At 44.6% G+C, this 24,705-nt stretch carries 30 protein-coding genes; 21 read left to right on the forward strand and 9 right to left on the reverse strand.

The features are described from left to right. The first annotated feature begins 22 nt into the window (after positions 1-22). The gene (locus tag CXF70_RS01220) at positions 23-568 is read left to right on the forward strand and encodes a GNAT family N-acetyltransferase (protein WP_101801155.1); all 546 of its coding nucleotides are present in this window, start codon (positions 23-25) and stop codon (positions 566-568) included. Between the two features lie 34 nt (positions 569-602). Here the strand turns inward: CXF70_RS01220 and CXF70_RS01225 are convergent, their stop codons facing one another. Continuing rightward, entirely contained in the window at positions 603-1,070 is a 468-nt protein-coding gene (locus CXF70_RS01225; RefSeq protein ID WP_101801156.1) for an immunoglobulin-like domain-containing protein, read from the reverse strand. A gap of 103 nt (positions 1,071-1,173) precedes the next feature. On the opposite strand from CXF70_RS01225, the gene CXF70_RS01230 reads away from it, so the two are divergent. The 3 genes from CXF70_RS01230 to CXF70_RS01240 all read left to right on the forward strand — a co-directional run bounded on the left by CXF70_RS01230 (position 1,174) and on the right by CXF70_RS01240 (position 2,281). Next, entirely contained in the window at positions 1,174-1,626 is a 453-nt protein-coding gene (locus tag CXF70_RS01230) for an SRPBCC family protein (protein WP_101801157.1), read from the forward strand. 72 nt (positions 1,627-1,698) lie between these two features. Beyond that, entirely contained in the window at positions 1,699-1,926 is a 228-nt protein-coding gene (locus CXF70_RS01235) for a hypothetical protein (RefSeq protein WP_101801158.1), read from the forward strand. An 88-nt stretch (positions 1,927-2,014) separates the two neighbouring features. Further along, positions 2,015-2,281 carry a hypothetical protein gene (locus CXF70_RS01240; protein WP_101801159.1) on the forward strand — a complete coding sequence of 89 codons (267 nt, stop codon included), beginning with the start codon at positions 2,015-2,017 and terminating at the stop codon, positions 2,279-2,281. Positions 2,282-2,834: 553 nt separating this feature from the next. On the opposite strand, the gene CXF70_RS01245 is transcribed toward CXF70_RS01240, so the two are convergent. From CXF70_RS01245 to CXF70_RS01255, 3 genes are read right to left on the reverse strand one after another with little or no spacing between them, the layout of a single operon-like run. Next, positions 2,835-3,893 (reverse strand): hemolysin family protein, encoded by a 1,059-nt coding sequence (locus CXF70_RS01245; RefSeq protein ID WP_101801160.1) that lies wholly within the window; start codon positions 3,891-3,893, stop codon positions 2,835-2,837. A gap of 53 nt (positions 3,894-3,946) precedes the next feature. After that, entirely contained in the window at positions 3,947-5,254 is a 1,308-nt protein-coding gene (locus tag CXF70_RS01250) for a hemolysin family protein (RefSeq protein WP_101801161.1), read from the reverse strand. A gap of 34 nt (positions 5,255-5,288) precedes the next feature. Then, positions 5,289-5,678 carry a MerR family transcriptional regulator gene (locus CXF70_RS01255; RefSeq protein ID WP_101801162.1) on the reverse strand — a complete coding sequence of 130 codons (390 nt, stop codon included), beginning with the start codon at positions 5,676-5,678 and terminating at the stop codon, positions 5,289-5,291. A 363-nt stretch (positions 5,679-6,041) separates the two neighbouring features. Here CXF70_RS01255 and CXF70_RS01260 point away from each other — a divergent pair, with 363 nt between their 5' ends. From CXF70_RS01260 to CXF70_RS01285, 6 genes are all read left to right on the forward strand, one after another. Beyond that, positions 6,042-6,806 (forward strand): TerC family protein, encoded by a 765-nt coding sequence (locus CXF70_RS01260; protein ID WP_101801163.1) that lies wholly within the window; start codon positions 6,042-6,044, stop codon positions 6,804-6,806. Positions 6,807-7,381: 575 nt separating this feature from the next. Continuing rightward, positions 7,382-7,921 (forward strand): RNA polymerase sigma factor, encoded by a 540-nt coding sequence (locus tag CXF70_RS01265; RefSeq protein ID WP_233208507.1) that lies wholly within the window; start codon positions 7,382-7,384, stop codon positions 7,919-7,921. Next, positions 7,914-8,720 (forward strand): S26 family signal peptidase, encoded by an 807-nt coding sequence (locus tag CXF70_RS01270; protein ID WP_101801164.1) that lies wholly within the window; start codon positions 7,914-7,916, stop codon positions 8,718-8,720. Before CXF70_RS01265 ends, CXF70_RS01270 begins: the two co-directional genes overlap by 8 nt. A gap of 148 nt (positions 8,721-8,868) precedes the next feature. Continuing rightward, on the forward strand, positions 8,869-10,665 hold the full coding sequence (locus CXF70_RS01275; protein WP_233208508.1) for a M3 family oligoendopeptidase: 1,797 nt from the start codon (positions 8,869-8,871) through the stop codon (positions 10,663-10,665). Positions 10,666-10,685: 20 nt separating this feature from the next. Further along, positions 10,686-11,141 (forward strand): NUDIX hydrolase, encoded by a 456-nt coding sequence (locus CXF70_RS01280; RefSeq protein WP_233208509.1) that lies wholly within the window; start codon positions 10,686-10,688, stop codon positions 11,139-11,141. Positions 11,142-11,160: 19 nt separating this feature from the next. Beyond that, positions 11,161-12,054: a Type 1 glutamine amidotransferase-like domain-containing protein gene (locus CXF70_RS01285; protein WP_101801166.1), complete on the forward strand. Its 894-nt coding sequence runs from the start codon at positions 11,161-11,163 to the stop codon at positions 12,052-12,054. Positions 12,055-12,518: 464 nt separating this feature from the next. Here CXF70_RS01285 and CXF70_RS01290 read toward each other — a convergent pair whose 3' ends face one another. Then, complete coding sequence (locus CXF70_RS01290; protein WP_101801167.1) at positions 12,519-14,030, reverse strand: M1 family metallopeptidase; 1,512 nt, start codon at positions 14,028-14,030, stop codon at positions 12,519-12,521. A gap of 206 nt (positions 14,031-14,236) precedes the next feature. On the opposite strand from CXF70_RS01290, the gene CXF70_RS01295 reads away from it, so the two are divergent. Continuing rightward, entirely contained in the window at positions 14,237-14,749 is a 513-nt protein-coding gene (locus tag CXF70_RS01295) for a GNAT family N-acetyltransferase (protein ID WP_101801168.1), read from the forward strand. A gap of 14 nt (positions 14,750-14,763) precedes the next feature. Next, entirely contained in the window at positions 14,764-14,952 is a 189-nt protein-coding gene (locus CXF70_RS01300) for a hypothetical protein (RefSeq protein WP_101801169.1), read from the forward strand. 130 nt (positions 14,953-15,082) lie between these two features. Here the strand turns inward: CXF70_RS01300 and CXF70_RS01305 are convergent, their stop codons facing one another. Beyond that, positions 15,083-15,994, reverse strand: a complete 912-nt coding sequence (locus CXF70_RS01305; RefSeq protein WP_101801170.1) for an iron-hydroxamate ABC transporter substrate-binding protein — start codon at positions 15,992-15,994, stop codon at positions 15,083-15,085. A gap of 169 nt (positions 15,995-16,163) precedes the next feature. Between CXF70_RS01305 and CXF70_RS01310 the strand changes: the two genes are divergently transcribed. Further along, positions 16,164-16,826: a uridine kinase family protein gene (locus CXF70_RS01310; RefSeq protein WP_101801171.1), complete on the forward strand. Its 663-nt coding sequence runs from the start codon at positions 16,164-16,166 to the stop codon at positions 16,824-16,826. A gap of 309 nt (positions 16,827-17,135) precedes the next feature. Here the strand turns inward: CXF70_RS01310 and CXF70_RS01315 are convergent, their stop codons facing one another. Next, positions 17,136-17,546: a GNAT family N-acetyltransferase gene (locus tag CXF70_RS01315; RefSeq protein WP_101801172.1), complete on the reverse strand. Its 411-nt coding sequence runs from the start codon at positions 17,544-17,546 to the stop codon at positions 17,136-17,138. Between the two features lie 130 nt (positions 17,547-17,676). Beyond that, positions 17,677-17,979: a hypothetical protein gene (locus CXF70_RS01320; RefSeq protein WP_145990692.1), complete on the reverse strand. Its 303-nt coding sequence runs from the start codon at positions 17,977-17,979 to the stop codon at positions 17,677-17,679. Positions 17,980-18,262: 283 nt separating this feature from the next. Between CXF70_RS01320 and CXF70_RS01325 the strand changes: the two genes are divergently transcribed. The 5 genes from CXF70_RS01325 (at position 18,263) to CXF70_RS01345 (ending at position 20,927) form a co-directional block, all read left to right on the forward strand. Further along, positions 18,263-19,126, forward strand: a complete 864-nt coding sequence (locus CXF70_RS01325) for an AraC family transcriptional regulator (protein WP_101801174.1) — start codon at positions 18,263-18,265, stop codon at positions 19,124-19,126. A 130-nt stretch (positions 19,127-19,256) separates the two neighbouring features. Further along, positions 19,257-19,445 (forward strand): hypothetical protein, encoded by a 189-nt coding sequence (locus CXF70_RS01330; RefSeq protein WP_101801175.1) that lies wholly within the window; start codon positions 19,257-19,259, stop codon positions 19,443-19,445. Positions 19,446-19,612: 167 nt separating this feature from the next. Further along, positions 19,613-20,071 (forward strand): VOC family protein, encoded by a 459-nt coding sequence (locus tag CXF70_RS01335; protein WP_101801176.1) that lies wholly within the window; start codon positions 19,613-19,615, stop codon positions 20,069-20,071. 193 nt (positions 20,072-20,264) lie between these two features. Beyond that, positions 20,265-20,657, forward strand: a complete 393-nt coding sequence (locus tag CXF70_RS01340; protein WP_101801177.1) for a DUF5412 family protein — start codon at positions 20,265-20,267, stop codon at positions 20,655-20,657. A gap of 60 nt (positions 20,658-20,717) precedes the next feature. Next, the gene (locus tag CXF70_RS01345) at positions 20,718-20,927 is read left to right on the forward strand and encodes a hypothetical protein (protein ID WP_101801178.1); all 210 of its coding nucleotides are present in this window, start codon (positions 20,718-20,720) and stop codon (positions 20,925-20,927) included. Between the two features lie 96 nt (positions 20,928-21,023). On the opposite strand, the gene CXF70_RS01350 is transcribed toward CXF70_RS01345, so the two are convergent. Then, on the reverse strand, positions 21,024-21,833 hold the full coding sequence (locus CXF70_RS01350; RefSeq protein WP_101801179.1) for an MBL fold metallo-hydrolase: 810 nt from the start codon (positions 21,831-21,833) through the stop codon (positions 21,024-21,026). 503 nt (positions 21,834-22,336) lie between these two features. On the opposite strand from CXF70_RS01350, the gene CXF70_RS01355 reads away from it, so the two are divergent. The 3 genes from CXF70_RS01355 (at position 22,337) to CXF70_RS01365 (ending at position 24,144) form a co-directional block, all read left to right on the forward strand. Beyond that, on the forward strand, positions 22,337-22,831 hold the full coding sequence (locus CXF70_RS01355) for a hypothetical protein (RefSeq protein ID WP_145990693.1): 495 nt from the start codon (positions 22,337-22,339) through the stop codon (positions 22,829-22,831). A 113-nt stretch (positions 22,832-22,944) separates the two neighbouring features. Continuing rightward, positions 22,945-23,244 (forward strand): hypothetical protein, encoded by a 300-nt coding sequence (locus CXF70_RS01360; RefSeq protein ID WP_101801181.1) that lies wholly within the window; start codon positions 22,945-22,947, stop codon positions 23,242-23,244. 66 nt (positions 23,245-23,310) lie between these two features. Continuing rightward, entirely contained in the window at positions 23,311-24,144 is an 834-nt protein-coding gene (locus CXF70_RS01365) for an alpha/beta fold hydrolase (protein ID WP_101801329.1), read from the forward strand. Positions 24,145-24,705: the final 561 nt, after the last annotated feature.

Consider the following 24,705-nt stretch of genomic DNA (forward strand, 5'->3'; position numbering starts at 1 on the left):
ATCAACATTCGGAGGATAGGAAATGAGAATTGAAGAGAAAGAATTTATTGTCAACGAACTGCAGTACCGTATAAGGTCAGCGGCGATAGCGGATGCGAAAGCCCTGTCCGAAGTCAGGTTGCAGGTGGACGGCGAAACCGAAAATCTGGACAGAGAACCGGGCGAAGCATACATAGACGAAGCGGGATTCAAACGGATCATCGAAGAAGATGCGGCAAGCAGCAGGAATTTACTTCTAGTGGCTGAAGCGGATGGCCGGATTGTCGGATTTTCAAGGTGCGAAGGCAATTCACTCAAACGAACCGCCCATCAAGTGGAATTCGGGGTCGGCGTATTGGAAGCGTATTGGGGTTACGGTATAGGAACGAATCTATTGAAGAGATCCATCGATTGGGCAGACAGCAATCACATTAGAAAAATGACATTGAAGGTCCTTGAAACGAATAAAAAAGCGATTCTCCTGTATGAAAGATGTGGTTTTGAGACAGAAGGCATCCTGAAGGAAGACAAGCTGTTAAGGGATGGAAAATATTATAATACGGTTTTGATGGGGAAGATTGGGTCATAAAAGGATTAATTCTTATGCAAATCAGTCCCTAAATCTATTCAATTTCAAATTCAGCAGCAAGCATTTTTCGCGCAGATCCGGTGTGGAATGATTTCATAATACGATAAGTTCCTTCCTGCAATTGATAATGGAGCATATCAATAGGCACTTCATCAATGTAAGTCTCACCCACAGCTATTCCGATTTCTGCATCAGTGAATCCTAAATTTTTATAGGGAATCTGATACCAGTCGTCTTCTTCCAGTTTTTCAAGATAAATAGCTGCACTAAAACCGATCTCTTTGCTTCCGGAATTTTCAATGACCAGATGGATTTGCTCGATAGGGAGAGAGTAAGTTTCCTGTTCACTTGATATACGGACGGCTGCACCCTGTTTTTGAAATTCACTTGGCAAATCGTTGAATGCAGATTCTTTTTCCAGAGTGGTGGGATCCTGGCCGATACAGGCGGTTAATGAAAGTGTGGAGATCATAAGCAAGCCAATCAATTTTCTGTAATTCATGACCAATCCCCCTTTGATGGAGTAGTCGTTTAAGTAAGGTTTACGTTACGGAAAAGAAGACTAAAAGTTCAGGGATTCAGAATATCTTGAAGGGAGCACTTTAATGCCAACCATAAACCACGAAATCTACATCGAAGCACCAGTTGAAGTCTGCTTCGATCTTGCAAGGAACGTTGATGTGCATACAGAAACAACCGGCAAGACAAAAGAGCGGGCTGTTGCGGGAGTGACGTCCGGTCTGATGGAAAAAGGGGATTTGGTTACCTGGGAAGCCACCCATCTCGGAGTGAGGCAAAAACTGACGGGCAAAATTATCGAAATGGATAAGCCGCATTCGTTTACGGATGCGATGGTGAAAGGTGCCTTTCATTCGTTTACGCATACACACGAATTTATTGGAAAAGGGAGCGGCACGGTAATGAAAGATCGGTTTGTTTACCGGTCGCCGTTAGGGATTCTGGGGAAAATCGCGGACAAGCTGTTCCTCGAGAAATATATGACCCGGTTTATTGCGGAGCGGGCGATTGAGTTGAAAAAGATAGCGGAAAGGGAATGAGATGCTCTTCTCTTCCATTTTTTTGAATATTAAGTTAATTAATGATACCCTTATATTATCGGAGGTGTATCGATGAAGAAAAAGGGGTCTATCCTTGCTTTTATTTCAGGTTTGTTCAGCGGGATTTTTGTGGTTCCTTTACTTTTAGGAGCGCTGGGGATTCCCGGGTTTGAAGTAGTATTGACGGCATTATTCGGAGAAGGAAGTCCGTGGGCGATCGTTTTTTCAGTCTTATTGATCGTGCTTGTGCTGTTTGTTACGAATAAAGTAAGCAACAGGGAAAGCCAAAAAAATATCTGAGCGAATTCAAAATGCATTGCAGGAAAAGCGGCTTTCCTGCAATGCATTTTTTACAGCTTAAACATTGCTGACAGGAGGTGTTCATGGAATGAAGAAAATATTCCTTTCTATATTGGGCGGTCTCGTATTGGGATTGATTTTATCCTTTCTCCTCTTTGATTATGAAAGCAGTTGGACAAGCCATTTAAACAGGGCGGGGGTTGACCAGATCGTCAATGAGATGGATTTTGATTTTGTATTCAACTCTTCATTATTGGTAATAGGCATATCAATCCTGATTTATTTGATTTGGAGTTTCGTTGAGAAGAAAAAAGATGAAAAATTTCTGAAGGAATATGAAAGCAACAGAAAGTAGAGTTATACGCTCTGCGAAAAAAATATAAAAAACAGGGCGAACCAAATTCTTGGCTCGCCCTCAGCTTGTTGAGAAAAAGATAAATGCAAGCAATCGATATTGCGCAAAACAGCTTCGCTTTCCTTGGGGCTCGCACTGAGCTAACTCGGTCTCGGTCCCCTTCGCCCGAGTGGATCTCAGCACTTCGCTCGAAACGGAGTTGGAAAGCCAACTCCGTTTCTACTCCCTTGGGAGTCTCGCTGTTTTGCTCCATATCTCAGAATCACTTTTTATAAAGTAGTAATCTAACTATTTTTTCGAGAAAAATATTCATCTATTTTTACAGATATAAAATGTAGCAGCAGCCGGCGACTCCTGCAGGAAACAGAGCGAGTCCTGAGACCCCGCAGGCGCAAAGCGACGAGGAGGCTCAGGCAGCTCCCTGCGGAACGCGTCCGGCTGCAGCGAAATGATTGAAGAAGTTGATGTTTCTCGACAGACTGAGGGCAAACTAAATTCCTGGTTCGCCCTGTCTGCTTTCTGGATTTTATTTGAGTACCTGCTTCAAAAATCCTTAAGCCAGTTCCGGATCAATGGATTCGTCGCTGATTTCTCCAACGATTTCCTCCAATATATCCTCCATTGTCACGAGCCCGACCGTTGTTTTGCCGTCGGCAGCAGTGACAATCGCCATGTGGGTCCGGCTTTGCTGCATTTTTGTCAGTACTTTTTGAATCGGTGTGTTTTCAGTGAAACTCGGCATCGCGTGGATAAAGGAAGCCGGATCCTGCTTTCTGCCTGCAGCCATGCTGGTCAGCAGTTCTTTCGTGTTGATGTAACCGAGGAGCCGGTCTTTATTGCCGCCGTCGGTTACCGGATAGCGTGTGAATTCGTGCTCGTCCAATTCCGCGAAAAATTCAGAGCGGGAAAAGCCATTGTTGACTGCGACCATTTGCTCGCGCGGAATCATGATATTTTTGACGACGCGGTCATCGAAAGCGAAAATGTTTTTGAGGTAAGTCAATTCGGTCTGATTGATCTCCCCGCTTTGGTAACTTTCCGCCATGATCAGCTTCAATTCCTCTTCGGAATGGGCTTCTTCATGGCCGGCCGGTTCCACTTTGAACATTTTCAACAATAGACGGGCCGATCCGTTCATCACCCAGATGAACGGATTCATGATTTTACCGAACCAATAAAGCGGCGGTGCAAGCAGCAGCGTCATGCGCTCCGCATATTGGATCGCCAAAGTTTTCGGTGCCAATTCCCCAATGACAACATGAAGGAACGTCACAATCCCGAGCGCAATTGCATAGGAAAGTGCAGTGGCAACTGCTTCAGACAGTGCAAAATATTCGAATACAGGATGCAGCAGCCGTTCAACGGTCGGCTCTCCTAACGCCCCTAGTATCAAGGCGGTTACGGTGATGCCGAGCTGGCAGGCTGACAAGTAATAATCGAGGTTATTAGCGACTTCTTTGGCGCGCAATGCCTTTTTATTTCCTTCTGAAATCAATTGATCGATTCTGGACATGCGCACTTTCAAAATGGCAAATTCAGCTCCGACAAAGAATGCGGTCGCGATGATCATCAGCGCGACGAGCAATAGATTAATGATTATCTGTACGTCCAATATGGTTCCCTCTTATAAGAGGGATTCACCTCCGAGTAATATTGAATAAGCTTCTATTGTTCTGCGGCTTCCTGATGGAACAGGACCTGTTTGATCTGCTGATGATCCATTTCCATGACCGTCCACGAAGTCTTACCTTGCGTTACAGTATCGCCGGTAAGGACTTCGCCAGCTCGTTTATAATGAACCCAGCCGCCGATCGTGTCGATGTCTTCGCTTTCTTCAAAGCTCAGGCCGAAACGGTCTTCGAGATCTTTCAGCAGCACACGTCCGTTGATCAGGTAATCGTTCTCGTTTACGAGGCTGATATCCGGCACTTCATCATCATCAAACTCATCGCGGATTTCACCGACGATTTCTTCCAGGATATCTTCCATCGTCAGCATGCCGGCAGTACCGCCGTATTCATCGGCCACCAAAGCGATATGGACGCGGGACTGCTGCATTTTCAGCAAAGCATCCTGCAGACCGGTCATTTCAAAAATGGTCGGCATTTCCCGCACGAAGTTCTGCAGCTCCCAAGGACGTCCCGCAACAATATGAGGCAGCATCTTTTTGGCGCTGACAAAACCGATGATACGGTCTTTGTCGCCGTCTTCCGTGACCGGGTAGCGCGTGTAATTATTTTCATCGAGAACTTCAACAATCTCTTCTAAAGGCATATCCTTATCAAGCGTCACAAGCTCCGTTCGCGGAACCATGATTTCTTTGGCGGCCCGCTCATCAAACGTAAAGACATTTTCCATATAGGAAAGTTCGGTTTCATTGATGGCGCCGCCTTCAAAGCTTTGCGCCATGACGATTTTGAGTTCATCTTCCGAATAGGCCTGTTCATGTCCAGGCTGAACGCCGAACGTCCGCAGCAATAAGCGGGCAGCTCCGTTCAATGCCCAGATGAAAGGCTTCATGATTTGCCCGAACCAATAAAGCGGTGGAGCCAACAGCAATGACATCTTTTCTGCAAATTCGATTGCTAATGTCTTTGGCGCCATTTCTCCCACGACAACGTGCAAATAGGTGACCAGCAGGAAAGCGATTGCGTAGGAAGAAGCTGAGGCAACCGAATCCGATACGGCAAAAAATTCGAAAATCGGATACATCAGCCGTTCGACGGTCGGTTTACCGAGCGCCCCGAGTCCGAGGGCTGTCACCGTGATGCCGAGCTGGCAGGCTGACAAGTAATAGTCCAGGTTGCCGGCCACTTTTTTAGCGGTAACCGCTTTTTTATTGCCTTCTGCAATCAGCTGGTCGAGCCGAGACATCCTGATCTTGACCACCGCAAACTCTGATCCGACAAAAAAAGCTGTCAGGCCGAGCAATAGTACCAATAATCCTAAATTCAATATCGTAATTATATCCACTTATGTCCCTGTAAAAGGGATTCACCTCCGGGGTTTATTGGAGCAAAACCAAAAGAGCCGTGATGGCAGCCATCTTTCTCTCCAGTGCTTTGCCCGTTTGTGTCTTCGCATAATACGGTGCATCCTTCAGCTGTTTTTCCAGCCGGACGATTTTTTGCTGCAGCTGATCGAACTCATTGATCACTTCATCAATCAGTTCATCCGTTTCCGGAGTATCGCCTGCACAAATAATTTCCCTAATCTCCGCGATCGACATGCGCTGTTTCTTCAATGTTTGAATCCGTTCGAGCGTGTGCAGAACATTGGGCGGGTAAAGCCGGTAATTAGCTTCAGAGCGTTCGAATGCCAATAAACCCGCAGTTGTATAATAATCAATGGTTCTTACAGACACACCACTCTGTTTTGCTATTTCACCGATTTTCATTAAATCCTTCCCAATGCACGCACCTCCAATTTAAATTAAGAATATCCTATCACATCGGGAAGCGAACCATACAGTGGAACGTAATGGTTTATGGCAATGAAAACTCGTCCCACTTAAATTTGCCACAATTCAGACAAAAACAATCTATTGTTTTCTTTTGAAAGGTGCTATACTGACGTTACAACTCAATAGACTTTTGACATTCGTCAAAGGGGAGTAGCTATAGGGAAACCTATTTCACAGTCGTCATTACGTGGTTAAGAGCCACCGGCTGTGATAGCAGTTAATTTTGCTTAGCAAGACCTTTGCCTTTAATTAGGCTGGGTCTTTTTTGTTGCAAAAAATTAGCTGGGGGTTTGGAAGATGGAAGCAATTTTATTGGAATATGTATGGGTGCTGCTCGTTCTTGTAGCACTTGAAGGGTTACTTGCCGCAGACAATGCGGTCGTTATGGCAGTGATGGTCAAGCACTTGCCGAAAGAGCAGCAGAAAAAAGCGTTGTTCTATGGATTACTCGGAGCGTTCGTGTTCCGTTTCGCAGCGTTGTTCCTGATCACGCTGCTCGTTGATGTTTGGCAGATTCAGGCGTTAGGTGCGGCGTACCTGTTATTCATCGCCTTCAAGCACATTTACGATCAGCGAAAACACAAGGAACACTCGCACGAACCTGAAGCGACAAAAGGTTCAGGTTTCTGGATGACCGTTTTCAAAGTTGAGCTGGCGGACATCGCGTTCGCAATCGACTCCATGCTTGCGGCAGTCGCTTTGGCGATGACATTGCCTCACTTGGGTTCGATGGAAATCGGCGGCATCAACGGCGGCCAGTTCGGCGTCATGCTTGCCGGTGGATTGGTCGGCCTAGTCATCATGCGTTTTGCTGCACACAAATTCGTTAAATTGCTTGCGAACTACCCGCAGCTTGAAACAACTGCCTTCGTCATTGTCGGCTGGGTCGGCGTAAAGTTGACTGTCCTGACTCTGGGGCATAAAAATCTCGGCATCCTGCCATACGATTTCGTCCACTCGGCAGAATGGAAGCTGATCTTCTGGGGAGTCTTGCTCGCGATTGTTGCAGTCGGAGCGTTGGTTAGTGTCAAAAAGAAGCGTGAGTCAGAGAAGCTGGCTTAATGGAATAAAATCGGCCGGCTCAGGGGGGTTACTCTTCCGGGCCGGTTTTTTTGATAGAAATAATGAAGGGAAGCGGTGTCTTTTGAGTCGGTTTTCTTGGGAATTGAAATATATGCGCTAAAGACAGGGGAGTATGCGCGCAAAAAGACAAGTATGCGTCGAAGAAGGATATAAATGCGCGGAAGAGATCCAAGTATGCGCGGAAACCGGTCATGTTTGCGCGGAAAGATGCTTTTCTGTCTTTTGTATTATTTTTCTGCCCTAAAAACGGCGCAAGTTGAAGAATGCTACTCTGCTTCACCCCGCCCACAAAATCAAAAGAGCTAAAACGGATGTTTTTCGCGGCGCGAAAAACTCCAATCCATTAAAAGAAGGCTTCGCATCCGCGAAGCCTTTTGATTTGTTTAAAAGATTAATTCATTATTATCACTATAAATTTCATATAGCATAAGGTTCAAGATTGCTTAAATTCCCAAACCACACCTCTTCTTTTTCACCTATACTTAAAAAAACGAAACTATTATCAGAAAACTTGCGTCTATTGGGTGTTCAGGAAGGGATGGGGGCGTGTGCCGGTGCATGAAGACACGAAAATAAGCGATGAAGAGATGAAAAAGATCATGGACAGCCACGGTGAATACTTGATCCGGCTGGCTTATTTCTACGTGAAGGACTGGGCAACAGCCGAAGACATCATGCAGGAAGTGTTCATCAGCTATTACCGCAAATCCGCCCAGTTCGACAACCGCGCTTCCCTGAAAACCTATTTATCGAAAATTACCGTCAATAAATGCCATGATCATCTCCGGAGCTGGAAAAACAAACGCTCGTTGTTTTCGAATGGAATCGGCAGTTTAATTTCTTCAGGCAAATCTCCCGAGACGATTTTGGAACAACATACAAATCGAGGCAATCTTACGAATAAAATCCTTGAGCTTCCGATCAAATATCGGGAAGTGATCCTGCTGTTCTATTACCAGGAATTCACGTCGAAGGAAATCAGCGAGCTGCTGAACTGCCCGGAAAACACTGTCAAAACGAGATTGCGCCGCGCAAAGGATTTATTGCGCGAAAAAGTGGATTTGAAAGAGTGGGAGGGGATGCAGGATGAATAAATTCAAACGTGACCTGGATGAGTTTGTCGGCGAATCGCCTCGCTTTAACGAACCGCTGAAGCGGAAAATTCTGAGCGACATGAAAAAGGAGGAGCGGCCAATGAATCGTTTTGCTGCCTTGAAATATGCCGCAGTCATGATGTTGCTTCTGATAGTGGCCACCACTTTTCTCGTACTGAATCTGAATGGTAATGATACGAATCCAGCTGTACCTGCGAGTACACCGGAAGAGCTGCCGGTATTGACGGATCCGGATACAGTGGCGGAAATTGATAGCTTCACGGAAATGACGGAGCCACAGGAAGTTTTCGACTTCCGCTATGATGCGATGGACCGCGGCAATCACGACTATTCAGAATATCCTTTGCTGATTAATCCGCAGGCTTACCCAGCTAACGCCGCTAAAGAAGCCAGCCGAGGAGACGTAATCGTCTATGAAGCGGAATTTTTCAGCGGCAAGAGCCGGACGGTAGGCAGGATCGTCGCTTTGCCGGGGGAAGAAGTTGAAGTCGTGGACGGACAAATTTTCATCAACGACCAAAAACTCGACACGTTTTATGGACGGGCGCACCGTGTGGGAACGAGTTCGACTGAAGAATATTTGGAATGGTTCGACGCTAACAGTTCCCCTGAAAGCACAACTACCGGAATGGAAGAAATTTTTCAAATGGACGTAGCCAAATTCCCATTAGCTGATGATGAAATCTATGTAGTGGGCGATGACTGGTTCAGGGGCAGTCAACATATCATCAAAGTCGACGAAATCCAGGCGGAAGTGTTGGGATATTACGTGGAATAAAAGATTGAAAATTAATAAGTGTTCGAGGAGAAAGGCTGGATTTTATATTAGCCTTTCTTTCTTTTTATATTCAAAAGGAATTTTTAGGAAAAAGTAGAACTACATTATAGTATGGAACAATATTAAACGGCAGCAGAGGAGAATTGGATTGGAACAGACAACTAACCAGAATTGGAACCTCAACACTTTATATGCTGGGGGCAGCCAGTCAATCGAATTGAAAAACTTGATAACCGAGTTGAAGGACATGATCGATAAAATAAGCGGCAGTTTAAATGATCAAGAAGAAAATATAGATGCTCAGGCTTTTCTAAAACTCATCAATCAGTTTCAGCATGCAAGGAGCGGCTGGGATGAACTCGATGATTTTGTGATTTGCGTTTATTCGCAGGATGTTACAGACAACGATGCGGTTGTGCTGCTGGATGAAAGTGCTGTGATCAAAGCGAAGCTGGATTCGGTGCAGATCGACTTGGATGAAGCGCTGGCAAACTTTCCCGAAACCCGGTGGAATGAGTTTGTCGAACTGGAAGAAGTGAAGCCGTATTCTTTTTATTTGGAGGAAAGACGGAAAACGGTAAAGGACCGGCTGCCGGTTGAAATGGAGCGGCTGATCAATGTGCTGTCGGTCAACGGCATCAAAGCCTGGGAACAGCAACAGCAGCAACTCCTGGCGAAATTGAAAATTCCGATCGGGCCCGACGGGGAGGAGCAAGGAGTCTCAATTGGTCAGGCAATGAATAGAGCGATGTATGCAGAAGATCGTTCACATCGTAAAAAGGCGGCAGGAGCGATTGCCGAAACTTGTGAAGCTCATGCAGAGGACTTTGCCACGGCATTGAACCGGATTGCAGGCTTCCGTCTGGATGTATACGAGCAGCGCGGCTGGAACAATGTTTTAAAAGAAGCTGTCGAACAGAATCGGATCCAGGAAGAATCGATTCAGGCATTGATGAAGTCGATCGATGGCAACAAGGATCTGTATAGAGCCTATTTCCAGCGCAAAGTCGCATTGACGGGGCTGGACGAGATCAGCTGGTTCGATCTGGAAACGCCGACTTTTGCATCTGAGAAGAAGATAGACTATGCAGCAGCTAAAGATATTATCATCAAGCAGTTTCACCAGTTCAGTGAAAAATTGGGTCAATTTGCGGAACGTGCTTTTGAAGAAGGCTGGATTGAAACTGAAAATCGACCCGATAAAGCGGGTGGAGGATTCTGCGCTTCCATGCCGTTGAGCAAAGAAAGCCGCATTTTCATGACCTACCGTGAAAATTATCAGGATGTGGTGACCTTGGCACACGAATTCGGTCATGCGTATCATAATTACATTCTGCAGGAAGAACCTGCTTTCGCTCAGCAAAAAGGCACATCTGTCGCGGAATCTGCCTCTACATTCCTGGAGAATCTCGTCTTGGATGCGGCAATTGAGCACACAGAAGATGAAAAGGAAAAGCTGGCTTTATTGGAAGTGAAGATTAAAGACGGCCTTAAATATGTAGTAAGCGTGCCGAACATGTTCCGATTCGAACAGGAATTTTATACAAGAAGAAAGCATGGCCAGCTTACTGTGGAAGAGATCAATAACCTGATCAAAGATGTGGAGAGTGATTTCTACGGCGGCATCATTGAAGGGTCAGCCCCTTATAAGTGGATGTACATCAGCCATTTCTACAGCGCCGACAAACCTTTCTACAACATTCCCTATACGATAGGGTATTTGTTCAGCAACGGCATTTACAGTTTGGCAAAAGAAGCGACAGGCGATTTTCAGGAGAAATACGACGAGTTGCTTCGTAACTCGGGCCGGATGACGGTCGAGCAGCTGGCGCAGAACTACTTGGATGCCGATGTAACAAAGCCGGAGTTTTGGAATGCTTCGCAGCAGGCGCTGAAAGAGGCTATTGAGGAGTATTTGAGATTGACGGAGCAGTATATTGAATAAAGTGAAGTTCGTATTAAGGAGTGCTGCACTTGAACACCACCAAAAATAACGGCTTTAGGATTCTCGATTTTATTGCCATAAAGGAAGAAGAAATAAAGAATTACGCGCCGATTGCCGGATCTTTTGCGGTGATCAGCTGTGATGACAAGGTCCTGATGGTTTACAACGTATGGCGGAAACAATGGGAATTGCCGGCAGGCCGGCTCGAAGGCGAAGAGACGGAGAAGGAATGCGCCATCCGGGAGCTTTATGAAGAGACCGGACAATACATAACTGAACTGGAGTTTAAGGGGCTGTTAAAATTAGAGAATACGTCTGATGGCAGCGTCAAGTACAATCTTGTTTTTGCTGGCAGTGCGGAGAAGCTTCAGCCATTCCTGAAGAATGACGAAACGTCAGAGATGAGGTTATGGGACCGAAGCGAGGTACTCGGGGTTATAGATGAAACAGATTTGAAAATTCTTGATTATGTTTGATCCGTGAAGGGGCTAAGAAATGGGGTCTTTATTTTTATCCGGCGGTGGAGACCGCAAGAACACTGAGAAGTTTGATGAGGAATTCAGGCGGCAAATCGGTCAGGCGAAGCCGCTCTTATATATCCCGGTTGCGATGGAAGGCATGATTCCCTACGCTGATTGTCTTCAGTGGATGCGGGATGTCTTCAACCCGCTGGGCATTCACGAAATCGTCATGTGGACCGATCTTCACCGGAAATCGGTGGACGATCTGCAGCAATTCTCAGCTGTTTATATCGGCGGGGGGAATACGTTTCATTTATTGAATGAAATGCGGAATTCGGGCTTTGATGCGGTACTGGCAGCATATATAAAAGATGGTGGCGTCGTTTATGGCGGGAGCGCCGGCGCCATCATTCTGGGCTCGAACATCATGACCAGTGCACACTTGGATGACAATAGAGTGGGCGTACACGATTTCGCCGGATTGGATGTGCTCGACGGCCTGGCTGTCTGGTGCCATTATGAAAATGAAAACGATGAAATGATCCATCGTTATATCGAAGATTTTGATGCGCCGGTCATCGCTTTGCCCGAAGAAAGCGGTGCGTATTTTCAGGATGGGCACATCAAAGTCACAGGCACGAAGTCTGCTTATCTGTTTATCGGTGAAGACAAAGTCGAGCTTCAGCCGGGGGAGGCATTCAATTTCAGTGGAGATGGCGAGTACGATGCGCAGGCCATCGTTGGCGACAAAAAGCCGTTCAACGATGCAGTTGGGCATATGCAGAGCATCGAAGGCTACCCTGCTGCAGGAGATTACAGAAATCTGGAGACGATGCCTAAGGCACTTCAGGTTGGCGGGTATCTTTTTGTGGGGCTTGTGGTAATTTTGTTTGTTTCAATTATTGTGGCGGGATGGGTTTTGCAATAAATGCTGAAGGGACGGCGAGTGGAGCTGTCCCTTTTTGTGTGGAATGAAAAATGTGCCATGCAAAGCCGCGAAATGGTAAGTTTGGAGTAAAACCATTGAAGTTGTGAGTAAACGGAGCGAAGTTGGGAGTAAATCGATGAAAGTTGGGAGTAAACAGGTCGAAGTTGGGAGTAAATATAAATCGCTCGAAAATGAAGCTGCGAAAGTTTCGATTTCACTCAGCAGGAGGCTAAAATTCGAAATAAATATCGACTCGCTGGCTGCAATTAGCCAGTTGGGCATAAATCAGTCAAGGTTGGGCATAAACGGACCAAAGTCGGGCATAAAACACAAGAAGTTGGGCATAAACAGGACAGAGTTGGGCATAAACCAAAATCGACCGAAAAACCCCCAACCCCACCCCCAGTCGCACAAACCAAAAAGAAGCGCCGCCCGGCAAACCGGACGGCGCGATAAAACCTGTTTTATTCCTTTTCGAGGTCCAGCCAGCTGTTCAGGAATTCACGGCTGTCTTCGCCATGCTGTTCCACAAAAAACTCCGCAAACTTCTCAGTGTCGACGTAGTCGAAACGGAACTGCTCCACATATGCCGATAAAAAGTCGAAAGCCGCATCCGAGCCGCCGTTCGCTTCGAAATACTCCTGCAGCAGGAGAGGCGTTTTTCCGTAAATGGTCGAATAGTAATCGCCTTTTTCGAATTCATTCAGCGGCAAATTGATCAAGTGGGCAGTAGGCCGAGTCTGAGCGATTCTTGCCGCAAACGCGAACGGGTCCTGATAGCCTTCTTCGACCATGTACATGGACGCTACCCACTCTGTGATGCTTTCATCGAGCCATGAATCGGTATAAGGGTCATTCGCCACCAGGTAGTAGAACCATTGATGCGCGATTTCATGGATCAAAGTGTGTTCAAAATCGTCCGGATTGCTGTTCACTTCAATGATATTCGGATATTCCATGCCGCCGTCATTGGCGATGACGTCCAATTCTTCAGCAGGATGGTCGGCAATTCTTTCTTCAAAGAAAGCGAAAGCATCTTCTGTTACTGCCATCATGTCCGCTGTGAAATCCATCCCGGCAGAAGGGATATAAACTCGGAGCGCCGTATTGGTGACGCTCGAAGCCGCCGTATGCCAGTCATCCGGATCCATTAACGCGAGATAGAAATCTTTGATATTGTCGCCCGCCAATGTCCCAGAAGCCGTCGGCGCAATTTCGCCGTCCGTGGCAGAACTCGCGACTAAATATTCCGTCGGCAATTGATAATCGATTTCGTAGCTGCCATAGGACGTGTGATAGGATTCGCCTTTGCTGTCATAGTTTTCGATGTTCCACCCGTCACTGTAATGGCCGAGCATCGGGTACCACTGAGCCAAATAATAATTATCATCCACTTGCGACAGGCGGTTGCCGTTCTCGGGCAGCTTCAAAGTGTAGTCGATCTTCACTTTTTTCATCTCATCCGGTTTCAATTCCGCATCCAATTTCAACAGAAGTCGATTATCGACCAACTCGAACGGTATCTCCTCGCCATCCGACGTAATGCCCGATATCGCCGTTTCCGCTCCGTCTTCCATGAAATCGGGTTTATTGGCATCCGTCAAAGCGTTCGGGATGAAATAAAAGCCGATATCTGTCCACGAATCCTGCGATTCGTTGGTGACGTCGATTTCAGCGCTGATCTGGAAAACGTCCTGTTCATCCAAAGCAAGATCGATATTGTAGACGGCAATTGCGCCAGGAGATATACCGCTGGCTGAGTTTTTTTCGTCCAGCGGAATAATTTCCTCAGTTAGCTCTTCGATGATAGTAGAAGACTGCTCTTTTTGGGGAAGCAAATCTCCAGTTACGTCGGTGTTACCCTGTTTTATTCCAAATAAATAAATCAGTACACCACTAAAAATCGTAATGCCGATCAGTAAAAGAATAAAACGCTTTTTATTCCGGCATAAAGAATTTGAGATGAATTTGAGCATACGGCTTCCCCTTTGGCAATCGGTTATTCAAAGCTACTCTCAATATACCAAATTTTAGAAGCGTGAAGTATAATAGATTGAACTTTCAATGAAAAGGATAAGGAAATATAAAGGGACCGAATACTTGATTAGCCAGTTGTGCATAAAACAGTCGAAGTTGGGCATAAACAGGACAGAGTTGGGCATAAATCAAAAAGGAGCAAAAAATGAAAATAAGAAAAGCGACTTTAGCAGATGCCAAGGGAATCGCCCGTGTACATGTCGACAGTTGGCGCACCACATACCGAAACATTGTCCCAAATACATATTTGAACCAATTAAGCTGCGAAGCACGGGAACAATTGTGGAAAGAAAATCTTAAAGCAAACAACAACTTCGTGGCAGAAAATGACGGCGGTGAAATTATCGGATTTGCAGATGGAGGCAAAGAGAGAACGGGGAAGTACGAAAAGTTGCAGGGCGAGCTGTATTCAATCTATATGTTGCCGGAATATCAGGGGAAAGGGATAGGCAGATCGCTGATGAAAAAAGTAGTCGAACATTTAAAAGAAAGGGGCTACAATTCGATGCTCGTCTGGGTGCTGGAAGAAAATCCTTCGCGCGGTTTCTACGAAAAGATGGGCGGCAAAAAAGTCGACCGCAAAACGTTAACTATCTCTGGTAAAGTATTAAACGAGATAGCTTATGGGTGGGAAGATATCGATCTACTGAAAAATTGATTTGGGGTGATTGCATGATTGGAACATTTTTTAGTTATTTCATTGTCTTTTTTATTGTTGCGAGGCTAGTAAGTTTGACCGGTAAGATAAAATGGATGCCGACATTAAATAACAGTGTAAAACATGATGCAGTATTAGCAGCAATTTTTTCAATGGCGGTTGTTTTAACATTGAACCTGCAAGGGATTTATAACCAACAGTAGGGATTGGTTAACAGAAAATTCCTTGCTGCTGAGATAAAGTTTTACATTGATGCTTATACATAAAATCCAGCAGTACAAAAAAGCCATCACAGGTAAGAGGATTTCTCTCTCCCATGATGGCTTCAAAATTTTATTTAGTTAAGAACGATTCTTCAAAGAAATCCAACAAGTACTCCAATGTGATCGGGTCACTGTATGTGGATGCTTTCGTGTTGATTTCGAATACCTGGTCATTCTTGACCGCCGGGATGTTTTGCCAAACATCCGTTTCAGTGAATGAGTTATCGACGTCGGGGTTCTTGCTGAAAATCACGTAATCGCCGGCAAACTCAGGCAGCACTTCAGAAGAGAAGGTGTAAACGCCAGCTTCCAACGCCAATTCTTCGACTTTTGCAGGCATATTCAGGTCCATTGCCTGATATAGGATTTCCGTGCCGCGCGCATAGTTGTCGCCGAACACGTAGAATTCCTTGTTGCCGCTTTCGATTACAGAAACTGTAGCGTCTTCGCCGATTTCGGCGCGGATTTCATCGCCGATGGCCGCAGCGCGTTTCTGGAAATCTTCAGCCCAGCTGACAGCCTGTTCTTCTTTATTCAATAGCTTACCGATTTCGACCTGCTGATCAAGGTAATCCAGCTTGCCCCATGTAAATGAAACTGTAGGAGCGATTTCGCCCAGTTTATCAAGGTTCTTCATATGTGAACCGGCGATGATCAAATCCGGATCCAGTTCAATGATTTTCTCGAGGTTGTCTTCAGTGACGATTTCCACGCCTTCCAATTTTTCTTCAAACAGGGGATTCATGCCTGTCCATTCATCAATACCGACGATATTGCCTTCAAGCGCAAGGACGTTTGGTCCATTTGTAAGAGCAATGATTCGTTTCGGATCGGTCGGCACTTCGACCGCACCTGTCTCTGATTCGTATGTAAATGTATCGGAAACTTCCGATTCGGCAGCTCCACTTTCACCTTCTGCCTTACCGCAAGCAGCGAGAATAAGTATTAGTATAAGTAAAAAAGACACAGCTAATTTTTTCATGAGTTTTCTCCTTTATTTTTGATAATGATAATCATTTTCATTTAGATATTATAGGAAAATGTAATTGGTGTCAATTGACAGTTAAATGATTTAAGAAATAAAAGCAGTTAATCTTCCTCTTAAAAAAATTTCGTATACTTGAATAAAGCTGACTTAAAAGGAGATAACAATGGAAAATCTTATGGACACGCTTGTAAATTGGATAGTATCGAAGAAGGGGCGGCTCGTGATTGGCATATCGGGGCACGGAGCGGCGGGGAAGTCCCACTTCACACAGGAACTGCTGGCCCGGCTTGGCAATAAAAACGTAAACTGCCTCAATACGGACCCGTATATCGTCAGTTCGGATATTCGACGGCTTTCTGCAATCGACTATACATATGAAAATGAGGATCACCGCTTTAAAATGACCGCATGCCATCCGGCGGCGCATCATTTGGGCGCATTGGAGCGGGATGTGCGGATGGCGCGGGATGGTCTCGATTTCTATACCATCGACGTCCATTACATGGAACGGGCTTTGATTTCTTCCGAAAATCAGTTGACGATTGTCGAGGGGATGAGCGCGGCTTTTATCGACCCGGAGCTGTTCGATTTGAGAATTTATTTTTACACAGATGGCGAAACGGAATTAATGAGAAGATCATCGCGCGATGTTGCGGAACGTGGGACTGATCTGGAGTACCTGAAGTTTTCGCATGCCGAACGGCGGATCCAGTATGAAGTTTTCATGCATCCTTATAGCGAGAATTTTGATATCGTCATCAAAACGGTCGGTGAGCAGCAATTTGTGGAGAAGATGGATTTTGAGTTTGGCGGAGTGGTAGAATGATCTTCTTTTTTTGGCGAAAAATGGCTTGCCGCGGATAAATGGCCTTTAGGCGCGGATAAAACCCTCACAAGCGCGGATAAACAAGCCGCAGCCGCGGATAAAAGAGATTCGCCGTTTTTCAAAAGGAAAAACGGGGCTGAAAGAGCGCATTTCCTCATCAACATCCGCATTCATAGCTGCCTCAACACCCAAAATCACAGATCAAAAGAAAAATGGATGCTTTTCGCAAGCGAAAAGCGGAAAACCAACTAAAAATCCCGTGCGGGTGACAATCACCTGCACGGGATTTTTAGCGTCTGGAGATTTCAGTCAACCAAGCTTCGCGAAAGCCACGAGAGTCCCCTGGTCACAAGACTCGAAGCCGTTCTTTTCATAAAAGTGGCGAACACCTGCCGCTTCTTCTGTCAAAAGGACTTTTTGGCGGACATTGCGGTACTTTATGAGTACGCGCCGTATCAGTTCGCTGGCGATTCCTTGATTCTGCCGGCATTTCAGTACAAGGATGTCCTGGATATAGATAATGGTGAGGCCGTCGCCGACCACTCGGATTAAGCCGATTAGCTCATCGTTGTCCCAAATGGACAGGACGTATAAAGAATGGGCAACCGCCTCCGCCAATTGGTCCAAATCTTTTGTATAGGCGAACCATTCCACGTCTTCATACAACGATTTCAACGATTCTTTATCTATTTGCTTACCTTCTTTGTATACATATTCCATCTTTTTTCCTCCTCAAATTTTCAATTTGAAGAGTGTATGCGCAATTTTTCCACTGTCTTATGCCTCCTTTCCCGCGAAATTCTGAAGATATCTTTATATGTAACCATATTCAAATGTAGCTCAACAGGGATTATTCCTTTAGTCTGTCTATCAACTCATCAGAACAATATGCTCGGAAAACCAACTTTTCCTCGTAAAGCGGGTCAATCAACAACAGTACGTTAACAACTGCATTGCTGTATCCACCCAACTTATGATCCTCTTCCTGGCTGGTTATCTCATTACGATTAAATTTCTGTTCAATATCTCTGACAATTTTAAGATACTTACGTACGAACTTATCTTCTGTCATATTCATAACATCTTGGATCATGTCATTATACGCTTGTAACTCACCCGTATTATCGAAATACTTGGAGTGTTGGGCTTGCATGAAACTCGACTTCCGTTTGATTATTTCAATTAAGGGCAGATCTTTTAATATTTTTTCGGCATCCAGGGTTATCTCCTCCTTAAATGTTTTTACAATATACATATACTATAACAGGAATTTTCAGAATTCTTTTTAAAAAATTTTTACCTCAGTAAATAAAACTCTATACTAATGAAAGAGATCAATCAGGTATACTGAATAACTTCGACCTGTCTACACTCAGCACAAACGGACAGGATTCCGACCGGATTGCTTGTTAAGATCAGATTAAGGAGTGAGGGTTATGGGATGGGTGGAATCGTTGCAGCACGCCATTGATTATATGGAGGCGCATATGGAGGAACCGGTGACAATCGAGGAGATTGCTAAGGAGGCAAATTCTTCTGTGTTTCATTTCCAGCGGACGTTTGCAATCTTGACGGATTGTTCGGTCGCTGAGTATTTGCGCAGAAGGCGGCTGACATTAGCGGCGCAGGAGCTGTCGGCCACGGATCAAAAAATCATCGATATCGCCTACAAATATGGCTACGACACTCCCGAGGCTTTTTCCAAAGCGTTTCGGCGGCAGCACGGTGTGACACCGAGTGATGCTCGAAAGAATTTGGGAGAGCTGCAATCTTTTAACCGCCTGGCGATCCAGGTGAATCTGAAAGGGGCAGATCCGATGAAGTATCGAATTGTGGAAAAGGAAAGTTTTCAGGCGATTGGTGTGAAGCGGGAATTTTCGCTGCAGGGTGGAGAGAATTTGAGCGGTATTCCGGACATGTGGATGGAAATGAATCAGGACGGCACAAGCGACGCGATTGCCAAGCTGCAATCGGGAGAAATTAATGGCCTGCTTGGCATTTGTGCCAACTTCGAGGACGGGACCACGATGGATTACTGGATTGCAGCAGAAAGTGCACAAGCAGTTCCGGAAGGTTTCCAGCAAATCGAAATTCCAGCATCCAAGTGGGGCGTCTTCGAAGTGCACGGCGCGATGCCGGATGCCATGCCGAAAGTGTGGAAACAGATTTTCTCGGAATGGTTCCCGTCCAATCAATACGAAAACGCCGGAACCGCGGAGCTGGAAGTTTATCCGGCGGGGGACGCGTACAGCGAGGAGTATGTCTCTGAAATCTGGATTCCGTTGAAGAGGAAGCAGTAGAAATTTTTAGGCTGGAAATAATTTCAGAATTTAAAAATTATTGAAACTAATTGCAATCAGATACGTATTAAAGGGTATAGAGATGACAGGCGGAGATGGGGAAAGCCTAAAACGAAAAGGGGTGTACTCTATGCATTGGATGATGTGGGTGTTTTGGGGAACTCTGGCAGCTATATTTATCATCAGTTATGTCGTGGATGTTTTGACGAAGCGTAAATACAGCATGAATAAAAAGGATAATAGTTTGAACCAGAATATGGCTGAAGCAGAAGCGCGCCGGGATGCTGGACGCAGTAACCATGAAAGCGGAATGTTTTAGAAGACTGGACGGAATCAGAAATTAAATTTAGAGATATCAACTAAAGGGCTTGGAGCTGCATTTCCAGGCTCTTTTATTGTGCGTTTTCCCAGGAAGGTATTTAAAACTTTCATCTCGAATTATTAGAGAACATGTTTCTGTGCTTTTATTCAAAAGGAGGCAAAGCATTGAATAATAACAAATTGCTGAGAATGGATAACATCGGCATTGTGGTGGAATCCTTGGATAACGCCATCGCTTTTTTCGAAGAAATCGGCCTGCATCTCGAAGGACGTATGATCGTGGAAGGAGAATGGGCTGGACGAGTGACTGGCTTGGGTTCTCAAAAGGCAGAGATTGCAATGATGGTGACGCCGGATGGCCACAGTCGGCTGGAGCTTTCGCAATTCCACACTCCTTCGGTGATAGCGGATCACAGCGAGGCCCCTGTAAATGCATTGGGATACCTGCGCGCCATGTTCACGGTTGAAGATATTGATGAAATGGTTGCCAGGCTGATGAAGCATGGTGCTCAGCTCGTCGGTGAAGTGGTTCAGTACGAGGACTCATACCGGCTCTGCTATATTCGGGGAACTGAAGGGCTGCTGATCGGGTTGGCGGAAGAAATTGGTGGTAAGGAAGTATGACGTAAGAGAGAGGGAGAAGACTGGTTTAAGGTTTCTTCCTTTTTGCTAAATACAGGTATATTCATAATTACTAATTATTGGTAGTATGAATAGGAGACTTTCCCCTGGAGCTTTCAGGAAACGATAAGCGCATTTTCAACGAGTGAGTGGGTATTGAAAGTCATTTGGAGACTGGTCGTGTAGGGGTGTTTGGATGTTACGTAATTTGAAATCTTTTGTTAAAAATCATCCTATTTTATCTGCATTAACTATTTTTATAGCGCTAGCTGCCGGTCTTGTAGGTTTTTTCATCAATTGGGCATTTTACGATATGGACCGAATTGATCCAGGCGAGTTTCTTACTGAAGAAGTTTCGCCAGACGGAAAATATACATTGAAAACGTACGTAAATAACGGCGGAGCAACGGTCAACTATGCCGTTTTAGGTGTGCTCCATTTCAATGGCAGTAAAAAGGAACCGAAAAATATTTACTGGCAATATGAAATAGAAGACAGCACCGTGCACTGGCAGGATTCCGATACAGTAATCATTAATGGTATAAGCATTGATGTACCAAACGGAAAATATGATTACCGCCACCCTTGAGTTTTAAATATACATTACTGGAGTTATGGAGCTTAAAATAAAGAAAAGGTGGCATATATCATGGAAAATAAGTCAGGTTACGCATACATAATAATTCTGCTGATTCTTCTTGTGGCAGTCTATACCTTGTTTGAATCCAGACTGGTGCCTGCCGGTTATGAATTGGCTGTCGATGGCCTGGTCATTTCAAGAACCTTGATGATCATTTTTATCCTTCATCTAATTTCAAAAGTCGCGTTTATGATGATCAGCAAATCAAAAGAAGAATAGTATAGGTTGAGGTAAATTGGGTCAATGGCTTTTACATGAAAATAGGAAAGGGAAGGATTCCATCAACAGAATCCTTCCCTTTCGCTTTTGGCATAATTACTGTACCTCGCCCATGATCGACGTCACGATATGCAGCGAATCCCATTCACCGCCCGAAAATTTGATGATCGGGTATTTGTGGGGAAACAGCTGATCGCGGATCGCTTCAGCGCTGTTGCCTTCATTTTGCAATTCCTGGACCTGCTGCTGCAGGGCAAGCAAATAATCTCTTTTTCGTTCGAGGGCGCTGCGTCCATCTTCAACAAATCCCGCGTGGCTGCAAAATACGTCTTGGAAATCGTATCTCAATACCCTATCCAGGGAATTGATGATGTCCGGAATATGCTCTTCTGCCAATACGACTTTTGTGCGTTCATTCACGAATAAATCACCGGTAAATAATTGGCCGGTATCCTTATTTAAGAAAGCTTTATGGTCGAAAGCATGGCCCGGCGTATCGATTACATCCCATGTGGCAGTTCGCGACTGAAAAGTTTCAGGCATAGGCACTGCGTGGAACGGCTTCCTCTTTCCCCAAAAAAGTTTCCGGTACAGCGGATAATCCGCACGCTGGGCACAGGAGACGATTGTTTTTTGATTTAAATAAATCGGGGCATCTTTATTCTTTTCAATATATGCGGCGCATCCGGAATGATCTTCATGATAATGGGTAAGCAGGACCTGATTGAAATCAGCCTGGTCAATAAAGGCTTCAAAAAATTTGCGCAGCGACTGGGCGCCGGTATCAATCAGGACGCCATCAATCAGATAACTGTACACATTTAAAGATACGCCTTGAAATTGCACTTTGCCGTTCAAATAGGAGACGCCATGCCGGTCGCCTAACACCCCTTGCTTCTTCATCATCACAAACTTTCCTCCTCGAAATTCGAATTAAATAAGTAATCCAAGCGTAACTCATTGAATTGGAAAAATATATACAGTTTAAAGTGAAATGGCATTTTCCAACTGCTTTTCAGCCATTTGAACGGCCGAATGATCATAGAATGCCGAAAAGTGCTCATAGAATCCCGTGAGCCTATTCGTCTCCCTGTTTCAGGCGAAATTTCCGCTAAAATGATGGAATAATATCAGCAGTAACAGCTTTTCAAGCTAATACCAGTTTCCCACACACCTAAAGTTCAAGTGCAACAGCGGATGTTTTTCGCCGTGCGAAAAACTCCAATCCCTTAAGGAAAGCTTCGCATCCGCGAAGCTTTTTTCATTTCAATGCTTTAAAAAGGAAATAATGGGTGTTTATGAAAAATTCAGTGTTTTTGCAGCCTCGAAAAGGATAAAATTGTGAAAAGAAGATCTTTTGAAAAAAAGAACAACAGTTAAAAAGAGCTTTAAGAAAGTAGGGTTCAATGATGAAAAGACGCGGAGATAGAAAATTTACACGAAAACTGTCCGCCACATTTCTTTCCACTTTAATATCTTCCACGGCTATATGCAGTTGGGGGCTTGTCACAGACGATAATATTGAAAATAATTTGGCAGCTGATTTTTTTTTCTGGACGGTAATTTACTTTCTCTTTATGGGGATCATTGTGCTGATCTATGGCAATATCGTCTCTGTCATCGTCGAGTCTTTTCAGAGGAAATGGTTTGAAGAGGCAGACTGGTTATACATATTAATACTGGGCGTGTTCGGGGCAGCAATCGGACTGATATTACCACATTGGGAGGTTATTATCCAAGGGTTCTTCGTCGCGATGCTTTATGGATTGATCGATAAATTTATGCTCAAAAGATGGCAGCAGAACAAAGGCACTGCAATGCTTTTCATCGTGCCGCTTGCGGTTTTCGTCGTGCTTTCTGTTTATTTCCATTACACATTGCCAACCTGGTCTTTTGAACAGTGATTCAGTCCGCACCTATATTCTATGAATAAAACAGGTCATCACATAGAGAAAGACCACCTATTCCAATAAACAGGACAATCCGCTGAAGCAGCCGGAAGATCCAGGAGGATATGATGAAGAAAATCTGTGTTTGGTTAGTCGGGATTTTTTTATTGGCGACCATTTTATGTATTTTCGGACAAGGAATCGCTTACTTCTTGAGTGAGAAGGTGATATCGATTTATCCAGTCTATTATTTGACGGGTCTGACGATTTCAGAGCTCGTTCTATATCTGGCGGCAGGATTAGGAGTTTTTCGGTTGTTTAAAAAACGGGAATCCTCTATCAGAAGGTTCGAACCTTTTATTGTGCTTTTATTTATCGTGTCACTAAGTGCAGCTGTTTGGTCGATATTTGTAACGGCTATGTGGTGAGGCTGAAATGATGTGCTTTCAGGAAAAGCGAAGGCGCTAAAAAACTTACAGAAAGCAGGCTGGGATATGTGGGTAGCAAGAATACTCGAGACAGAAAGAGGGAACTTTGAAATTTTCGAGAAAGGTGAAGGAGAACCTTTGGCTGTTACGCATTTATACAGTGAATTCAACCAGAATGGAAATTCGATGGCTGCCTCTTTTACAGATGATTATCATGTCTATCTGATTAACCTTCGCGGAGCGGGTCAGTCGGTTAACGCTGCCACGCCGGATGAATACAGCATGGATGAGACAGTGAAAGATCTTGAGGCTTTCAGAAAAGCGTTGAAATACGAAAAATGGGCTTTCGCGGGACATTCTACAGGTGGCATGCTGGCTTTAAAATATGCCATCAACAGCCAGTCATCCCTTACAAAAATAATTGCAGGGGGAGCCGCAGCCAGCTATGAATACGGAAAAGATGAAAACAGCATCTATTGCAGGAAGAATCCGCATTTTGACCGGATTGTTGAAATAATGGACCTAATGAATAATCCGGAAACTCCTATTGAAGTGCGCAAGGAAATTAGTTACGAGTGGGCCTTGATGTCTTATCGATCAGAAGAAAAATTAAAAGAGGCGATGAAAAAGCCGAACAGCGGCAAGACAGTCGGTCTGCGTTTGGATTATTTCATAAAAAACGAATATCCTACATACGATATCAGAGAAGAATTGAAAGAAATCCACATTCCGAGTTTCATTTACTCCGGAAAATATGATGCGCAATGCCCGCTGAAGTTTGGGGAGGAAATTGCTGACTTAATTCCAGGTGCCAAATTCACAGTTTTTGAAGAAAGCAACCACAATCCTTTTTCAGAAGAAGAAAATAAGTTCCGTAAATTTGTAAAAGAAACCTTATGAATACAAAACAGAAAAAGAATCTCTACTTAATGTACAGCAGCTTTTCTCTATCAATCAAAAGTATTCATTAGCCTGAACACCTATTTTTTTAACAAAAACACCACAATCATAAAAACATTAAATTATCAGATTTTAAGCATCCTTCATTGATAATAAATCCTGAAACTATTATAATTCAGATAAGAAAGCGGTTACATTTGGCTTGAAATGGAATCGTTTCCGCAAAAAGCAGAAGAGAGTATTTACTGGGAATGGCCTGAACAACTATCATCCTTCTATTGCAAAACCGGAAAATCCGGTTGCAGTTTTTTAACCCACAATTAAAGCAGTCCGTGATGTCATATGCCCCGGCATCTCCACCTTAACACCCTTCAGAAAAAAGTAATTCCTATAATTACGTTCAGACTGATTTCTTCCCAATCCCGCAGAAGAGCAGTGTCAAAGCCATTTATAGAGAGAGTTCCACGAATGGCTTTAGTCGGCAAGAATAGGCTCTTTGAAGATTTTATTTTGGAAAAATTTTTCATAATAAAGTTCTATTTTTACTGAAAGGGGAAAAAC

It is taken from the genome of Planomicrobium sp. MB-3u-38 (genome assembly GCF_002836425.1).
In the GTDB taxonomy this organism is placed as follows: domain Bacteria; phylum Bacillota; class Bacilli; order Bacillales_A; family Planococcaceae; genus Planococcus; species Planococcus okeanokoites.

Coding starts and splice junctions, on each gene's coding strand:
- CXF70_RS01220 (WP_101801155.1), top strand. CDS start 23: ATGAGAATTGAAGAGAAAGAATTTATTGTCAACGAACTGCAGTACCGT.
- CXF70_RS01225 (WP_101801156.1), bottom strand. CDS start 1,070: ATGAATTACAGAAAATTGATTGGCTTGCTTATGATCTCCACACTTTCA.
- CXF70_RS01230 (WP_101801157.1), top strand. CDS start 1,174: ATGCCAACCATAAACCACGAAATCTACATCGAAGCACCAGTTGAAGTC.
- CXF70_RS01235 (WP_101801158.1), top strand. CDS start 1,699: ATGAAGAAAAAGGGGTCTATCCTTGCTTTTATTTCAGGTTTGTTCAGC.
- CXF70_RS01240 (WP_101801159.1), top strand. CDS start 2,015: ATGAAGAAAATATTCCTTTCTATATTGGGCGGTCTCGTATTGGGATTG.
- CXF70_RS01255 (WP_101801162.1), bottom strand. CDS start 5,678: ATGAAAATCGGTGAAATAGCAAAACAGAGTGGTGTGTCTGTAAGAACC.
- CXF70_RS01260 (WP_101801163.1), top strand. CDS start 6,042: ATGGAAGCAATTTTATTGGAATATGTATGGGTGCTGCTCGTTCTTGTA.
- CXF70_RS01270 (WP_101801164.1), top strand. CDS start 7,914: ATGAATAAATTCAAACGTGACCTGGATGAGTTTGTCGGCGAATCGCCT.
- CXF70_RS01285 (WP_101801166.1), top strand. CDS start 11,161: ATGGGGTCTTTATTTTTATCCGGCGGTGGAGACCGCAAGAACACTGAG.
- CXF70_RS01290 (WP_101801167.1), bottom strand. CDS start 14,030: ATGCTCAAATTCATCTCAAATTCTTTATGCCGGAATAAAAAGCGTTTT.
- CXF70_RS01295 (WP_101801168.1), top strand. CDS start 14,237: ATGAAAATAAGAAAAGCGACTTTAGCAGATGCCAAGGGAATCGCCCGT.
- CXF70_RS01300 (WP_101801169.1), top strand. CDS start 14,764: ATGATTGGAACATTTTTTAGTTATTTCATTGTCTTTTTTATTGTTGCG.
- CXF70_RS01305 (WP_101801170.1), bottom strand. CDS start 15,994: ATGAAAAAATTAGCTGTGTCTTTTTTACTTATACTAATACTTATTCTC.
- CXF70_RS01310 (WP_101801171.1), top strand. CDS start 16,164: ATGGAAAATCTTATGGACACGCTTGTAAATTGGATAGTATCGAAGAAG.
- CXF70_RS01315 (WP_101801172.1), bottom strand. CDS start 17,546: ATGGAATATGTATACAAAGAAGGTAAGCAAATAGATAAAGAATCGTTG.
- CXF70_RS01320 (WP_145990692.1), bottom strand. CDS start 17,979: ATGCAAGCCCAACACTCCAAGTATTTCGATAATACGGGTGAGTTACAA.
- CXF70_RS01325 (WP_101801174.1), top strand. CDS start 18,263: ATGGGATGGGTGGAATCGTTGCAGCACGCCATTGATTATATGGAGGCG.
- CXF70_RS01330 (WP_101801175.1), top strand. CDS start 19,257: ATGCATTGGATGATGTGGGTGTTTTGGGGAACTCTGGCAGCTATATTT.
- CXF70_RS01340 (WP_101801177.1), top strand. CDS start 20,265: ATGTTACGTAATTTGAAATCTTTTGTTAAAAATCATCCTATTTTATCT.
- CXF70_RS01345 (WP_101801178.1), top strand. CDS start 20,718: ATGGAAAATAAGTCAGGTTACGCATACATAATAATTCTGCTGATTCTT.
- CXF70_RS01350 (WP_101801179.1), bottom strand. CDS start 21,833: ATGATGAAGAAGCAAGGGGTGTTAGGCGACCGGCATGGCGTCTCCTAT.
- CXF70_RS01355 (WP_145990693.1), top strand. CDS start 22,337: ATGAAAAGACGCGGAGATAGAAAATTTACACGAAAACTGTCCGCCACA.
- CXF70_RS01360 (WP_101801181.1), top strand. CDS start 22,945: ATGAAGAAAATCTGTGTTTGGTTAGTCGGGATTTTTTTATTGGCGACC.
- CXF70_RS01365 (WP_101801329.1), top strand. CDS start 23,311: ATGTGGGTAGCAAGAATACTCGAGACAGAAAGAGGGAACTTTGAAATT.